The sequence below is a fragment of the Pseudomonas protegens genome (assembly GCF_003732485.1).
In the GTDB taxonomy this organism is placed as follows: domain Bacteria; phylum Pseudomonadota; class Gammaproteobacteria; order Pseudomonadales; family Pseudomonadaceae; genus Aquipseudomonas; species Aquipseudomonas protegens_B.
On sequence record NZ_MOAK01000092.1, the window covers coordinates 199537 to 214958 of the forward strand.

Sequence of the window (15422 nt, forward strand, 5' to 3'; positions counted from 1 at the left end):
TTTTCCCCTCGAACAAGAGATCCCCATGGCCCACCCAGACCTCGTCTTCACCCCCGACCCGGACGCCGATTCCATCTCCTCCGACGTCGCCGCGTTCAACGGCATCCTGGTCTCGACCCAGATCCCGACCCGCGCCGATGGCAGCCTGGAACTGGGGGACATCACCCTGCAAAGCGAATGCACCCTGCAGGCGCTGAAAGTGGCCCTGGAGCGGGCCGGCAGTTCCATGGACCGGGTCATGCACCTGACCATCTACCTCACCGACATGGCCGACCGCGCCGCGTTCAATCAGGTCTACCAGCGCTTCTTCGTCAAGCCATGGCCGGTACGCGCCGCCGTTGGTGTGGCCGCTCTGGCGGTGGAAGGCATGCGTGTGGAAGTCACGGCGATGGCCGCCAAGGCCTGATCCGTCGACGCTATCCGGTGGCCGCGCACCCGGCGCGGCCGCCACCTGGCAGGACACGGGTGCCGGGCAAGCGTTTCGCCGCTACAATGCGCGCCTTGACCCTGATAAGCCTGACTAAAAAAACATGTCCTTGCCCAAACATCACCTGGAACTGCTCAGCCCCGCTCGCGACGTCGCCATCGCCCGCGAAGCCATCCTGCATGGCGCCGACGCGGTGTACATCGGTGGCCCGAGCTTCGGCGCCCGTCACAACGCCAGCAACGAGGTGGGCGAGATCGCCCAGTTGGTGGAATTCGCCCGCCGCTATCACGCCCGGGTGTTCACCACCCTCAACACCATCCTCCACGACAACGAACTGGAGCCGGCGCGCAAGCTGATCCACCAGTTGTACGACGCCGGTGTCGATGCGTTGATCGTCCAGGACCTGGGAGTGATGGAGCTGGATATTCCGCCCATCGAGCTGCACGCCAGTACCCAGACCGATATCCGCACCCTGGAGCGGGCCAGGTTCCTCGACCAGGCCGGTTTCTCGCAGTTGGTACTGGCCCGTGAACTGAACCTGAAGGAAATCAGCGCCATTGCCGCCGAAACCGACGCGGCCATCGAGTTCTTCATTCACGGCGCCTTGTGCGTGGCCTTTTCCGGCCAGTGCAATATCTCCCACGCCCAGACCGGTCGCAGCGCCAACCGTGGCGACTGCTCCCAGGCCTGCCGCCTGCCCTACACCCTGAAAGACGAGCACGGCGGTGTGATCGCCTACGAGAAGCACCTGCTGTCGATGAAGGACAACAACCAGAGCGCCAACATCCGCGCCCTGGTGGAAGCCGGCGTGCGCTCGTTCAAGATCGAGGGACGCTACAAGGACATGGCCTATGTGAAGAACATCACGGCCTACTACCGTCAGCGCCTGGACGACGTTCTCGAAGACCGTCCGGATCTGGCCCGCGCTTCCAGCGGCCGCACCGCGCACTTCTTCGTCCCCGATCCGGACAAGACCTTCCACCGTGGCAGCACCGACTACTTCGTCAGCGAGCGCAAGATCGACATCGGCGCCTTCGATTCACCGACCTTTACCGGGCTGCCTGTGGGCACCGTGGAAAAGGTCGGCAAGCGCGACCTGCAAGTGGTGACCTTCGAGCCGCTGTCCAACGGCGACGGCCTCAACCTGCTGGTCAAGCGCGAAGTGGTGGGGTTCCGCGCCAACATTGCCGAAGCCCGTGGCGAATTCGAAGAAGACGGCGAGAAACGCTACCGCTATCGGGTCGAGCCCAACGAGATGCCCGAAGCCCTGCAGCGCCTGCGTCCGAACCATCCGCTGAGCCGCAACCTCGACCACAACTGGCAGCAGGCCCTGACCCGCACTTCCGCCGAGCGGCGCATTGGCCTGTCCTGGCTGGCCCGTCTGCGCGAAGAGCGTCTGGAGCTGACCGCCACCAGCGAAGAAGGCATCAGCGCCAGCGTCGCCCTGGACGGCCCGTTCGGCGTGGCCAACAAGCCGGAGCAGGCCCTTGGCCAACTGCAGGACCTGCTGGGGCAACTGGGCACCACCCTCTACCACGCCACTGACATCAAGCTGGATGCGCCCCAGGCGTACTTCATCCCCAACTCCCAGCTCAAGGCCCTGCGCCGGGAAGTCATCGAAGCTCTGGACACGGCCCGCGTCGCCGCTCATCCACGGGGCGGGCGCAAGGCCGAAAGCAACCCGCCGCCGGTGTACCCGGAGTCGCACCTGTCGTTCCTGGCCAACGTGTACAACCAGAAGGCCCGGGACTTCTACCACCGCCACGGCGTGCAACTGATCGATGCCGCGTTCGAGGCCCACGAAGAGCACGGCGACGTGCCGGTGATGATCACCAAGCACTGCCTGCGCTTCTCCTTCAACCTGTGCCCCAAGCAGGCCAAGGGCGTGACCGGCGTGCGCACCAAGGTGGCACCGATGCAACTGGTGCACGGTGACGAGGTGCTGACCCTGAAGTTCGATTGCAAACCCTGCGAGATGCACGTGGTGGGCAAAATCAAGGGCCATATCCTCGACCTGCCGCTGCCGGGCAGCGCCGCCGAATCCGTCGTCGGCCATATCAGTCCCGAAGACCTGCTCAAGACAATTCACCGCGCGCCGCACTGAGTGAACGGCTGGCGCGGTGCCTGTATCACCGCGCCCAGCCAGTACCGGCAGGAACAGCAGATCAACCTTCTGGCCCGGCGGACTCAGAGTCAGTTAATAGTAAATCGTAGTACCGCGACGCCGGTGTAGGTTCCGGAAGAGAGCGTTCCGGCTCCTTGGTCATCGAGTTTCACGCTCCACTGTGTACTGTTCCCATAGGGGCCTGCGGTCATCTGGTATGCTGTCGCGCCGTTAACTCTCAATATACCCTTTAGCCTAGGGTTTCCGGAAAAGCTCACCGTTTGCTGATTATTCTGGCCGACAGCGGTGAGGGTGCCTGATGCGGTAGAGCTGCATCGTACCGTTACGGTACTAGTCTTGGTTACCCCTTGTATCGCAGTCGAGTCCAGGGTGCCCAAGTCTATCGATTGTGCGCTAACGTCACAGGACGGGATGGGTGGGGGCATGGGGACACCGCCGACTGTCATATTGCCTTGGTAGGTGGTCACCGAATCTCTGTCAAAATACTCCACGTATACGTGGGTGTCCTCGAAGCTTGTCGGCGGACGGCCCGATGAGAGTATGAGCTGCGGCAATCCTTTTTTCAGGTATTCGTTTACCACCCATACGTCAATATTAGGATCATACAAGAAGCCGTTACTGCTATAGACCCATCCCGGCCCCCTCACCACAACCCGCATAGAGGGGTCGGTCCATTTTTGGGGCGCCGAGTATCTGCTCAGCCTCGATACTTCGTATATATCAGTGTACAAGTTGGCGGTAAGCCCATTCGCACTGAGTTTCAGCTCTGCCGCTTCGGCTTTAACGCCTACGGCCAAGGTTAATGTCGCAATGCACGCCATGCGTAAGCGTATGCTCCATCCAGGGGACGGGCGCCAGGCCGTTCCAGTACCGGCGAGTCTCAATAGCCCTTGGCCCTCTAATCGAGTCAACATCTCGTTTGTTGGTCCTTTAGTCATATTCAAGACTGAACGTCGCCACAGCGCTGAACGGTCCTTTCTCGATGCTCTTATTTGCTATTGCCTTCGGCTCGCCCTGCACATAGGCCTTGAGCTCGATCAGACTGCTTCCGGCCGTCAGCGGATACCCCGCTACGCCCTTGTTCAGTGGCAATGCCTGCCCCTGAGATGTCTCGAAGCCGATGGCAATACCGGATGCCTGGCTGCCCTCATTCAAGGCCAGCAGCCCCGGCAGCACGGGGCTTTCAATACCACTGAAGGCAACTTTCACACTTTTGCCGAGACTGAGGTCGCATCCTGTCAGGCGTATTTGAAACGACTGCCCACGGGTGCGCTTGTTCAGATACAGGTATTTGTCGATTACCGTGCCAAACTCCAGCGCAATGGATTCTGCGCCCGGAGGAATCACACAAGGCTCCGCCACCAGAACGCCATGAAAACGCATATTGTCCGCGCCGTGGGCGGACAGGCTCAGCAGCACCCCCGCCAGGCCACACCATACAGCGCGACGAGCGTCGTATCCTCGCATCGGTACGCCTTCCTTTATTGATATTGCGCTTGTAGGGTCGCCGTCGCTTCAAACGTCCCCTCGATCAACGTCCAGCTCCCCGGCTCCTTTACCGGTACTACTTCGAGCAGCGGCAATTGTTTTGGATCGATAGGGATAGGTTTATCCAGGATGAACGGCTGGCCGTTATACAACAGCCGTATACCCAGATGCTCCTTAGTGGTTTTTATCGCGGCCTGGTCGAAGGTGGTTCTATTGCCGCTAACGGCGAGGGTTACTTGCGGAGCGCCGATTCCCGTCGCACAACTGATGTGGTAATTAACCACCTGTCGGTAGTTGATGCCGTTGACCTTGCCGATGCCAACGCGCTGGAAATTGACTTCAATGGTTTCACCGTTGTTGATGCTGCAGGGCGGCGGCTCATTGAGCGTGCCACGAAACGTCATATTGTCCGCGGCCAAGAGGACTTTACCCGTGAGTAGCGTTACCAGCATCACACTCATGCGCAGAAGCTGCCCCCCATACCCGTTCAATTGTATTCCACCGACATGATGGCTCCTGCCGAGAAGTAGCCGCCAGTCAACGTCGAGCCCGGCCGTTTAACAGGCACGGCGGTTAGCTGCGGGGTACTCGGCGCCGTGAAAGACTGCCCTCTTTCTCCCACAGGCATAGCGATACCGTTGAGCCGGATACGCACACCCACATCAGCGTTAGTCGTTCCCAGAAGCCCGTCGCCAAACCCCGCCAGCCGTCCACGGATGAACATTCTCATTTCGTTTTTGCTGCCGGTCTTGCACTCCAGGGTGTAGCTCACCCGTTTCTCGTAGTTGCTGCCATCTACGCCGGTAGTCAACATATCATTGCCAAAATCCACCTCGATCACTCGATTGTTGTTAATGACGCACGATGGCCGCGCAATAATGGTGACCGATATGGTGGCGCTCCCCTGTACCGTGGTTGCTGCGGATGTTGCTTGGGGCAATATGCAACCAAGCAGCACTGCAACTTGCAAAAACAGTGGCTGACAGATGAACTTCTTCTGAACAGTCATCTCGCCTCCCAGGTCATAACCGAGCAGAATCAGGTTGCATATCTGGCTTCTGATCCCAGGCACTCACTACTTGACCTTCTTCACCGGTGCAGCCACACAAGTGTTGGCGCTGCAGCTGAATTGCAGCTGCGGCCGGCCGCCATAGTCGTTGACGTAAGTGAGCACCGGGCTATTGCCCAATACGCTGGCTGCAGCCGTCAACGTATCCTGGCTTTTAGGGGCGATCATCAGTGCCTCAAACCCCGCGGCCGTCTTCCCTGTCACCGTGCTGGCAGCGTCCACGATCGTCACGTAGTAAGGCGTCGGATTGTTGATCAGGTACTTGTCTCCCTGGCGCGTCAGCGTCATCTGCTCTTGCCACTGCAGCGCCGATTCGCCTTGGGCCGCTGCAATTGCCAGGGGCCGGTAAAACAGCTTGATGCGTGTTTGCAGGGCAATTTGCAGCGAGTTGGGCTTGTCACTGCGCGGCGGGATCTCACGCAGGTTGAAGTAGAAGAGCGACTCCTGATCCTGCGGCAGTCGGTTGATCACTGGCAGTCCTTGGATTTTCACCTGGCTTTTTGCCCCGGGCTCTATCCGCTGCACCGGTGGCAGTACCACCAGGGGGGTTGTGATCTTGTTACCTTCGGCATCCTCGATCCACCCTTGTGCCAGATAGGGCAGTTGCTTGTTTTCATTACTCAGGTTCAGACTGACGGACTTCCGCGATCCGTCAAAAATCACTCGGGTACGATCCAGCGCAATGGCGGCATTGGCTTGCTGGGCAACCAAGCCACATAGCAGTAAGCCGTATGGAAGCGCACGTTTGAGATTCGATGTCATAGCGTCGTACTCACTTTAAAGGCTTTTTCAATGGCCACCGGCCTAGCAAGAACGCACCTGCGCCCTCCTATCACACCAGTGCAACCGGGTTGGCTTTCCCTACAATTGGCGGCACGGGAGCGGCCAGTCCTCGTCGCCGCTCGGCAGTGTCTGCGGCAGCTCAAGCACACACTGCGCTTGGGCGTTCCAACTCACCGTCATCTGCTCACCGGCCTTGAGGCCGCTCAGGTAAATGCTGCCACCCTCACTCACAATCCCTACTTCCTGTTCTTTTGCATTCCTCACCGTGGCGCCGAATGGCGGCGGTGAGCCGTCTGCCAGGCGTATGATCGCCATGGCCTTCTCTCCCGCAACCACGTCAAACCGACGGTAGCCGATCGCTCCCTCCGTCAACGTCGCCTGCGCCACGGAACGTGTGGCCTCGGCGCTTTCAGGCAAGGCATTGAGGTCTATGCTCAGCCGGTTGCGGTAGTAGTTGCTCACGTCCGCCACCACCGCCTTGCCAAACCGATTGCTATTGGTGGTCTCGCCGTAACCTCGGACAGGAATCCCGGGAACGCCATCGGTATCAAGCAAGATACGACTCCCTCCCAGTACTCCGGCGCGATGCAGCGCTCCCCCTTGCGCCGTGAGAGTGGCGCCGCCCTGCACTGACAACCCCGCAGAGGAGTAACTGCCCTCTTGGTAGCTGGCGCTGGCGTTCATTTCGGCAATATCGCCGCGATGTGTGTAGTAACCGCTCGCCGCCTTGCCGTTACTACTTTGCCCAGCACTCAACTGGTAGCGGTCATGACCACTGAATCGATCGTAGTAGCTCACCTGATGAGAGGCGTCGTTACCATTCACGGAGCTGTTGTAGCTGACCGAACCCCTACCCTCCCATGGCATTGACACTGAGAGGTACATGGCATCCTCACTGGTGTTGTTGTAATTGCTACGCGATGCCGTCAGCGAAACGCTCAAGTTCTTGAAGCGACCCACATCGAAATAACGCGCCAGGGATACGTTGTATCGATCGCTGGCCGGACGCCCCCAATACGTCTGGTGGCTATAGTTCACATACACACTTAGCCCCTGGTCACGAAACTGCTTGTTGACCGTGGCGGTGTACATCTCCTTATTGTTCTCGGAGCGAGTGCCGGTGACACGTGCATCCAGATACTCACTCATGCTCATAAAGTCCCGCTCCGAGAAGCGATACCCGGCAAACGTCACTTGACTGTCGTATTGGTCGAAATTCTTGGAATAGCTCAGTCGAAAAGAATTGCCGCTCAAGGTCCCCTCCTCCGGCAAGCCGGCCGAGGAGCGAGTCACGTCAAACGACAAGGCACCAAACTGCATCAGGTCACGCCCGATACCCAGCGCCAGCGCGTCATACTCGCCACCCACGACACCGCCGCCGTACAGTGACCAACCATTGCTCACCCCCCAGGAAAACTCTCCGGCAGCGAATACCGGGCCATTGGCCTGGTGCTGCCAATCCGATGGGCGACCGCTCGCCAGCTTGTAGCGCACCGAGCCTGGGCGAGTCAGGTAGGGAACGCTGGCTGTATCCATCTTGAACTCCTGAACACTGCCATCCTGTTCCTCTACCCGAACATCCATCTGTCCGGAAACGGAGTCATGAATATCCTGGATCCGGAATGGCCCGGGGGGTACTTGTGTCTCATACAGCACCCGCCCCTGCTGGCTGATGGTCACCTTGGCATTGGTTCGGGCAATCCCGGTCACTTCCGGCGCATAACCGCGCAAGTTTTGCGGCAACATACTGTCATCCGTCACCAGGCTGGCCCCGGCAAAGCGAAAGCTGTCAAAAATGTCGGAGCTCAAATAACTCTCCCCGACCGTCAACTTTGTCCCTAGGGCCGGGATTGCCCGATAGGCGTAGTAACGCGTCCAATCCAGACTTTTCTTCGTCCTGCCAGTGCCGGCCTGATCCTCGTAGCGGGCTTGCCAATCAGCACGCAAACGCCACGCCCCCATGTTCACCCCTACGACACCATTGCCGCTGACGTCATAACCGTCGCCCGCTTGCTGTTGATGACGCAGCATCTGTGCATTCAGGTTGTAGTCCAATATCACCCCAGAGACACCCTCATCCCAACGTGACGGCGGATCCCAATTGTCCGAGGTGTACTCCAGGTATGCCTGCGGAATACTGATGTACAACGAGGAGCTACCCAACTCTGCACGACTGGACATGCCAGCAAGACTGTCCAGTGACAAGCATTGTCCCTGATGCCACCAAGTCAGCTGTTTCTTTGCATCCGCTTTCAACCCCAGTAGCTCAACCAATGAGGGAGTAATACACGCCTCACTTGCGCCAGGACTTGGAGCAAGAAAGACAACAGGCTGTTCCGGCAACTCCTGACGATTGACGTGCACGGACATGACATACTCACCAGGCATGATGTAACCAGGGCGAGAGAACTGTAGAAAGTCAATATTGGCGCGGTCTTTTACGTCCAGAAAATCACTATTAAACTCAATATCATCAGCTCGCACAGACATAAAACCATTGACGGCAAGCGCAACAAACAAAAAAACATATCGCAAGCAAAAAAATGAAAATCCCGCATCAGGAAAAATCATAGTCCCTTGACCTTTTACTTACCCATAAAGCGTCGCTATAACAACCGTACAGGCTCAGACTTTTCACTGAACATATAAATAGGGAGGGAAGAGACTCACTTTTAAAAAGCAGAACGAAAACGAAAACTCAACAGTAGCCCACTCTAAATCGTGCAGATAAAAAACACTCTTCCGCACGAAATATTTTCGTTATTGCCTACAGACAGCCTGAACAACCCGATAGTTATTATCTAATGCTGCCCCACTCATCATCAAGAAAAGTCCAGGATGGGGGTACTAACTTGAGCAATATCCACTCCACCAATCTCATAGCCAAAAAATGCGTTCCCCGCCTGCTCCTCCAGCACATTATTAACATCAGGACAACCATCTTTATACTTTACTCACCGGCGTACACTTGCGCCGAGGCATAGCATCTCGACACTTGCACCAACGTACGACTACTAACACCGTCTCTCTGCCGATAAACGACATCGAAAACATGAACTCAAGTACACACAGTGGTAAAGCAATAGAGTGGACAGCCGTGCACGAGGGTTGCCCCCCATACACGACCTTAAGGCAGCCGGGTTTACTGATAAGCCAGACTGAAGTCCACAACACCCTTGAAATCACCCGGAACAATATCAGCCGCCACCCCATCACCCTGCATGTAAGCGGAGAACAGCAGAGTATTGTTTCCTTCCTGCAGGCCATGGCCCACAGTTGGTTTGCCCAAGTCAATCGGCGCACCTGCGCCATCAGCAATTACAATACTGACACCCTTAGCGTTACCGGTGACACCCAAACGCTTATCTTTGCCTGCAGCACCTGTAAAAGTAGTTGTAACCGTCTTGGCAGTCGCTACACTGCAACCCTCAAGTTGAATTTCAAAATTCTTCGGCTTTGAGGTTCCCTTGCCATCATTGGCTTGTAACACTCCATTGGAGATCAAACCCAACTCTACAACCTGGTCGACAGAGTTTGAACTGATAGAGCAAGGCGAATCAATAACCGCCCCGGTAAACGTCACAGTCCCGCGCCCTTGATCTTTAGCCACTGGATCTGCCGCGATGCTAACAACAGATGCTGCACCGAGAACAACTGCTGTAACAGCGGCTGCCACTTTGCTGAAGTTCATCTATAAAGTCCTTAGTGAATATCCTTGAGAAGGGATAGCACCCGAAAACAGAAATCGAAAAGAAAATTGACTGGCGTCAACTTATTTTTCGATACCTTTTCTTAATAGTTAAGTGCTGAAAATAATTCTAACAGTCCCTGTCAAGCAATGGCTCAGGATACGTCTCGAGGGCATCCAAGAAAATTCTTGCGCTCGATATATCGAACTGAGTAGTCGGTCCTCACACCTATTGAGCTAATGCAGCCAGCACCAGTGTTTGATCCTGAAGTTGAGAGGACTGGCAACAGCCTGTAGTAAATGAATCGACTGGGCAAAATGCATAGAGCTCCTCACGGCCTGAACTGCCTTAGGTTGATGGCAGGAGCGAGGGTTCATCCAGTTTGCACGGTCGCAGCGCCCCAGGCAGGGAAACGACGGACAAAAGCCTGTACGCAGTGACATCCTGATTGAATTTAACCCTGCTTGTTGCGGTCTATAACGCGCCTCTCAAGCCGCAAACAGGTATAGTTGCCGGCTTGCCTGGCGCGTCGCGGGCAGCTCGAGCTGCAGGGCTTTATCAGGACTTAATGGTTGCCGTGTGTTGGTAAGACTTCTATTGATTGCACTACTGCTGGCGGTATCGGCCTGCAGCTCCAATTCCTCCAGCCCTGGCGGCACCGCGCCCCTCAAGGCCGGTGAGTATCGGGTCAAGCGTGGTGACACGCTGTATTCGATTGCCAGCCGCAACGGCACCAACTGGAAGGAAGTGGCGCGGCTCAACGGCCTCAAGGCGCCCTATACCGTGGAAGTCGGCCAGGTGCTGCGGGTCGGCGGCGCGACCAGGACCACCCGGGTGGTCAGCAGCAAGTCGCGCAGCACCGCCAGCAAGAGCAAGGGCAAGGCCGCGCCTCCAGCGCCGCCGATGCCCAAGGTCACCTTGCAAGGCTGGAGCTGGCCGCTGCGCGGGGTGCTGATCGGTCGTTTCTCCCCCACCGGCAAGCTCAACCAGGGCATCCGCATCGCCACCACCCAGGGCCAGCCGATCCATGCCACCCTGGGCGGCAAGGTGGCGTTCGCCGGTTACATGCGCGGCTACGGCAACCTGATGATCCTCCAGCACGGTCCCTCCTACACCAGCACCTACGCCTACAACAGCCGTTTGGTAGTCAAGGAAGGCCAGATGGTGATCAAGGGCCAGAAGATTGCCGAGGCCGGGTCCCAGGACACCGACCGTGCCCAGTTGTATTTCGAGATCCGCGCCAATGGCGTACCAGTGGACCCGTTGCGGTTGTTGCCGCCGGGTTGAGTCGAGGCGCTCGACGGCGATGACGCTCGATCCGCCCTATTGCCCGCACCGCTTCGCCACACTGGACGCAGGAAAATGAACTCAGGGGTTTCGAGCATGGTAGTGACCGAGCCCGGCGCTATCATTTGCATCAAGGTTTGAGAGGCGCTTTTTTACCTCTGCTCCACTCTCTTTCCCTATCCCGAGAGTTGTCCGGCAAAGCACCTCGGTTATCGATCATCCGATAACCTGCCCGCCATTCCTCTCTTCGCTTCGTCCACCTCCTTTACCGCCATGCATATACAGCCATTGGCCTGGATAAGTCATGTCCACGAGTCCGCACGCCTGCAATAAAGCGCCATCACCGGTCTTTCTACTCTTTCTGACGCTGTCACTGATGGTGTCCCTGATGAACAGCAGCGTGCCGACGCCGCTGTACCCCTTCTATAAACAACAGCTGCAGTTGAGTTCCGTGGAGCTGACATTGATCTTCGGCGTCTACGGCGCAGGCGTCCTGCTGTCGCTGCTGACCCTGGCCGGGTTCGCCGGGCGCCTGCAGGATCTGCGCAGACTCTTGGTGCCCTCCGCCGCCCTCGTGGTGCTTGGCGCCTGGCTTTTTTCCCAGGGCAGTTCCTTATGGCAATTGGGTACGGGGCGCCTGATCGCCGGTGTAGGTTCCGGGGCGATGACCGCCGGCATCAACATGGCGCTGGTGCGCTTCGGTCCAGCCGACAACGGCAAGCTCGCGGCGCTGCTGGCCACCCTGGCGATGGTCGTGGGGCTGGCCTTGGGGCCGCTGCTCAGTGGTGCCGCCTTGCAACTGGACCTCTATCCCAGGGCGCTGCCGTTCTGGCTGATCATGTTCCTGGGTCTGGTGGCCATCCTGGGGGTGCTGGGATGCTGGCCGTCATCGCCGACCGTCCCGACGGCCGTTGCCAACACGCCGCCGATCAAGGCGCCGGGCCTGCTCCAGAGCCTGAAAGGCATTGGCGTGCCCTATCACCTGTGCGCCTGGGCGGTGTTTTTCAGCTGGTCGTTTGCCGCCTGTGTGTTCGTGATCGGTCCCGGCGCTGCGGAGCAGTTATTGGGGTTGCATGATCACGGAGCGTTTGGCTACGGCCTATCGGCCTATCTGCTGATCGCCGGGGCCAGCCAGCTGTTCTGCCAGCGCCTCGAGGCCCGGCGCGCCCTGCTGAGTGGCCTGCAGTGCCAGAACCTCGCCTTCGTCATGTTGCTGATGGCCTTCTACCAAGGCTCTTTGCTCCTGGCAGTGCTGGCCCTGATCGTCGGCGGCTATGCCTACGGCGCGATCTTTGTCGGCAGTGCCCGGCTGATCAATCAACTGGCCGTGGGCCGTGGACACGGCAAGCTCATCGCCTACTTCTACATGACGATCTACTTGTTCAACGCCGTGCCGATTCCCCTCGGGTTTGTGCTGGATGCATCAGGCATGGCCCGGGCCGTCCACAGTGCGCTCATGCTGTTTCTCATGGTCGGCAGCGCACTGTGGCTGATGGCGCACAAGGTCCGCCTTGCCCCCGCGCGGCCTTAGTGCCAACGCAGGGGCCAAGCCGCAATCACTCACCGCTAGCTGCCGCTCTTGACCTTGCTCCAGACCCGGGTGCGAACCCGCTCCAGTTTCAATGGCAGCGGCTCCAGCGGGAACAGGGAGTCGAGCACCGACTGGCTGGGGTAGACGCTGGGGTTGTCGCGAATCTTCTGGTCGATCAGCGCCTTGGCGGCCAGGTTGCCATTGGGGTACTTCAGGTAGTTGGTGGTCTGGGCGATCACTGGCGGGCGCAGCATGTAGTCGATGAACTGCAGCCCCTGTTGCGGATTGGGGGCATCGTTGAGCAGCACCAGGCTTTCCACCCAGATCGGTGCGCCTTCCCGAGGGATGCGGTATTCGATATGGCGGCCATTGCCGGCGGCTTCCGAGGCGGTCCTGGCGTCCAGCACGCCGCCGGCCCAGCCCAGCACCACGCAGATGTTGCCATTGGCCAGGTCAGTGATGAACTTCGAGGAGTCGAAGTAGCGCACATGGGGGCGCAATTTCAGCAACAGGGCCTCGGCCTGGCGATAGTCCTCGGGGTTCTGGCTGTTGTAGGGCAAGCCCAGGTAGTGCAAGGCGATGGGAATGACCTCGCCGGGGGCATCGAGCATGGCCACGCCGCACTGGCTGAGCTTGGCCACGTTGTCTTCCTTGAAGATCAGGTCCCAGGAGTCCACCGGGGCGTCGGCCCCGAGGATGGCCTTGACCTTGTCGGCGTCATAGCCAATGCCGGTGGTGCCCCACAGGTAGGGCACGGCGTAACGATTGCCTGGGTCGTTGCCCTGGACCTTGGCCAGGATCTGCGGGTCCAGGTGGGACCAGTTGGGCAGTTGGCTGCGATCCAGTTCCTTGAGCACTCCGGCCTTGATCAGGTTCGGCAGCAGGTCGCCGGTGGCGACCACCACGTCGTAGCCGCTGCGGCCGGCCATGAGTTTGCTCTGCATGACATCACTGTTGTCGAACACGTCGTAGGTCGCAACGATCGAGGTTTGCGCCTGGAAGTCCTTGGTGGTGTCCGGGGCGATGAAGTCGTACCAGTTGTAGATATGCACCTGGGGCTCGGCATTGGCGGCACAGGCCAGGCTGAAGCCGAACACACAAGCCAGGGCCCATCGGAGGGGGTGGATAGTTTTCATCGGGATACTCCACAGCGCCAGTACCCGGCCCTTGGGGACCGGCACCGCGCCTGCTGATATTGGGATTGTTGTGGCAGCAATCAGAGCGGTGAAGGCCGGTCAGGGAATCAACAGTTCGCGACGACCGTCCGGGTGGTCGATCCGTTCGCCGAGCAACAGCAAGCGGCGGTCGCTGAGGTAGTGGTAGTCGCGGCGGGCGGCCTGGAGCTGCTGCGGATCGAGTCTGACCCGTTGCCGGCATTCGTCGCGCCCGGCCTCGAACAGCACCCGCCCAAACGGATCAATGGCAGCGCTGCCGCCGGCGAACACCAGCCCGTCGTCGCCCTCACCCACTCGGTTGACCATGACTGCGAACAGCTGGTTTTCCTGGGCCCGGGCCATGATCGCGGTGCGGTGCACCGGCCCATAGGGGTCCATGTTGCCGTTGGTGACGATGATCAGCTCGGCACCCAGCTGCGCCAGGGCCCGGGCGCTTTCCGGCAATTCGATGTCGTAGCAGATCAGGATGCCGACCCGCAGGCCTTTCCAGAGCACCGTGGCGTAACGGTCGCCGGGACAAAAATCACCTCGCTCCGAGGGCCACAGATGGGTCTTGCGATACTGCAGCGCGATGCCTTCGGGGGTCACCAGCAACGAGGTGTTGTAGTAACGGCCTTCAGCGCTTTCCGCCAGGCCGATGACGGCCGCGACATTACGCTGGCGCACCACTTGCAGCACCGCCTGCACGCTTGGCCCTGCGAGGGTTTCGGCGCACAGGGGTAGTTGTTCGGTGCCGATGAACCCGGTCAGGCACGTCTCGGGAAACACCAGCAGATCGGTGTCCTCGGCGCAGGTTGTAATGGCTTCGAGCACCCGCCCCAGGTTATAAACGCTGTCGCCGTCACGGCCAGCCAGTTGCACCAGTTCGATCTTCATCGTTGATCCTTGCACGCGTTGGAGGTGCCCCGATCGCCGCTGCAGGCGCCGGGGACGCACAGAGTATGGAGCGCCGCCACGCGGCACAGAATCACTTCGATGGGGTACCCCGCTATGGGTAGCGAAACACACCTGACCTTGCAGGACGTAGCCTGGCACGATGCCGTAGGCCGCTTGATCGACACCCTGGACCGGGACCATTTCTGGAGCGCACTGGTGCGCCTGTTGCAACACTATGTGCCCGTGGACAATTGGGTGGTGCTGGTCTTCAGCCCCGGCCGGCCCCAGGTACTGGCCGAGTCCCCGGCGGCGGACGGCGAGCCGGACGCGCTGTTCCAGGACTACCTCAAGGGCCTCTACCTGCTGGACCCCTTCTATATCCACAATCGGGAAACGCCCCGCAGCGGCCTGTTTCGCCTGGAGGACGTGGCGCCGGAATGCTTTGAACAGACCGATTACTACCAGCGCTATTTCCGCCTGAACGTGGTGGCCGACGAGGTGCACATCAACGTCCAGCTCGATGGCGCGCGCACCCTGAGCCTGTCCCTGGGCTGCCAGTGTCGCTTCAGCCCCGAGCAGACCGCCCTGCTCGGCCTGGTCCAACCCTGGGTCGCGGCGCTGATGCGCCAGCGGCTGGTGTTCGAGCGTGAGTCGGCGGATGCGCCACAAACCGCGCCCAGCTGGCAGAGCCGCCTGGAACAGGCCACCTTGCAATCGGGCACGGCCCTTTCAGCGCGGGAGATGGATGTGGTCCAGCTGCTGCTCAGCGGCTGTTCGAACAAGGAGATCGCTCGCAAGCTGGCGATTTCCGCCGAGACCGTAAAGGTCCATCGCAAGCACCTGTACAGCAAGCTGGGGATCAAGTCCCAGTCCGAGTTGTTTGCCCTGTTCCTGCAGGCTCAGGAAGGTGGCGAGCAACCCTAGAAGGGGCAAAAAAAAGCGAGCGGACCACTCAAGGTGCGCTCGCCAGCT

At 59.3% G+C, this 15422-nt stretch carries 13 protein-coding genes; 5 read left to right on the forward strand and 8 right to left on the reverse strand.

The window, feature by feature from the left end:
* The first annotated feature begins 25 nt into the window (after positions 1–25).
* The gene (locus BLX41_RS32955) at positions 26–406 is read left to right on the forward strand and encodes a RidA family protein (RefSeq protein WP_123728240.1); all 381 of its coding nucleotides are present in this window, start codon (positions 26–28) and stop codon (positions 404–406) included.
* Between the two features lie 124 nt (positions 407–530).
* A complete protein-coding gene (locus tag BLX41_RS32960) occupies positions 531–2531 on the forward strand; it encodes a peptidase U32 family protein (RefSeq protein WP_123728241.1) in 2001 nt (666 codons plus the stop codon).
* A gap of 951 nt (positions 2532–3482) precedes the next feature.
* Here the strand turns inward: BLX41_RS32960 and BLX41_RS32970 are convergent.
* From BLX41_RS32970 to BLX41_RS32995, 6 genes are all read right to left on the reverse strand, one after another.
* The gene (locus BLX41_RS32970) at positions 3483–4019 is read right to left on the reverse strand and encodes a fimbrial protein (protein WP_123728243.1); all 537 of its coding nucleotides are present in this window, start codon (positions 4017–4019) and stop codon (positions 3483–3485) included.
* Between the two features lie 14 nt (positions 4020–4033).
* A complete protein-coding gene (locus BLX41_RS32975; protein ID WP_123728293.1) occupies positions 4034–4501 on the reverse strand; it encodes a fimbrial protein in 468 nt (155 codons plus the stop codon).
* Between the two features lie 26 nt (positions 4502–4527).
* On the reverse strand, positions 4528–5049 hold the full coding sequence (locus BLX41_RS32980; RefSeq protein WP_123728294.1) for a fimbrial protein: 522 nt from the start codon (positions 5047–5049) through the stop codon (positions 4528–4530).
* A 66-nt stretch (positions 5050–5115) separates the two neighbouring features.
* Positions 5116–5871 (reverse strand): fimbria/pilus periplasmic chaperone, encoded by a 756-nt coding sequence (locus tag BLX41_RS32985; protein WP_123728244.1) that lies wholly within the window; start codon positions 5869–5871, stop codon positions 5116–5118.
* Positions 5872–5970: 99 nt separating this feature from the next.
* Complete coding sequence (locus tag BLX41_RS32990; protein ID WP_123728245.1) at positions 5971–8463, reverse strand: outer membrane usher protein; 2493 nt, start codon at positions 8461–8463, stop codon at positions 5971–5973.
* Positions 8464–9034: 571 nt separating this feature from the next.
* The gene (locus BLX41_RS32995) at positions 9035–9583 is read right to left on the reverse strand and encodes a fimbrial protein (RefSeq protein ID WP_123728246.1); all 549 of its coding nucleotides are present in this window, start codon (positions 9581–9583) and stop codon (positions 9035–9037) included.
* A gap of 577 nt (positions 9584–10160) precedes the next feature.
* Between BLX41_RS32995 and BLX41_RS33000 the strand changes: the two genes are divergently transcribed.
* A complete protein-coding gene (locus BLX41_RS33000; protein ID WP_123728247.1) occupies positions 10161–10868 on the forward strand; it encodes a peptidoglycan DD-metalloendopeptidase family protein in 708 nt (235 codons plus the stop codon).
* Between the two features lie 304 nt (positions 10869–11172).
* Positions 11173–12399: an MFS transporter gene (locus BLX41_RS33005; RefSeq protein ID WP_123728248.1), complete on the forward strand. Its 1227-nt coding sequence runs from the start codon at positions 11173–11175 to the stop codon at positions 12397–12399.
* Between the two features lie 35 nt (positions 12400–12434).
* On the opposite strand, the gene BLX41_RS33010 is transcribed toward BLX41_RS33005, so the two are convergent.
* Both BLX41_RS33010 and BLX41_RS33015 read right to left on the reverse strand, forming a co-directional pair.
* Positions 12435–13535, reverse strand: a complete 1101-nt coding sequence (locus BLX41_RS33010; RefSeq protein ID WP_123728249.1) for a polyamine ABC transporter substrate-binding protein — start codon at positions 13533–13535, stop codon at positions 12435–12437.
* Between the two features lie 99 nt (positions 13536–13634).
* Positions 13635–14450, reverse strand: coding sequence for a carbon-nitrogen hydrolase family protein (locus BLX41_RS33015; RefSeq protein ID WP_123728250.1), 816 nt, complete (start codon positions 14448–14450; stop codon positions 13635–13637).
* A gap of 114 nt (positions 14451–14564) precedes the next feature.
* Between BLX41_RS33015 and BLX41_RS33020 the strand changes: the two genes are divergently transcribed.
* Positions 14565–15374, forward strand: coding sequence for a helix-turn-helix transcriptional regulator (locus BLX41_RS33020; protein ID WP_123728251.1), 810 nt, complete (start codon positions 14565–14567; stop codon positions 15372–15374).
* Positions 15375–15422 lie beyond the last annotated feature (48 nt).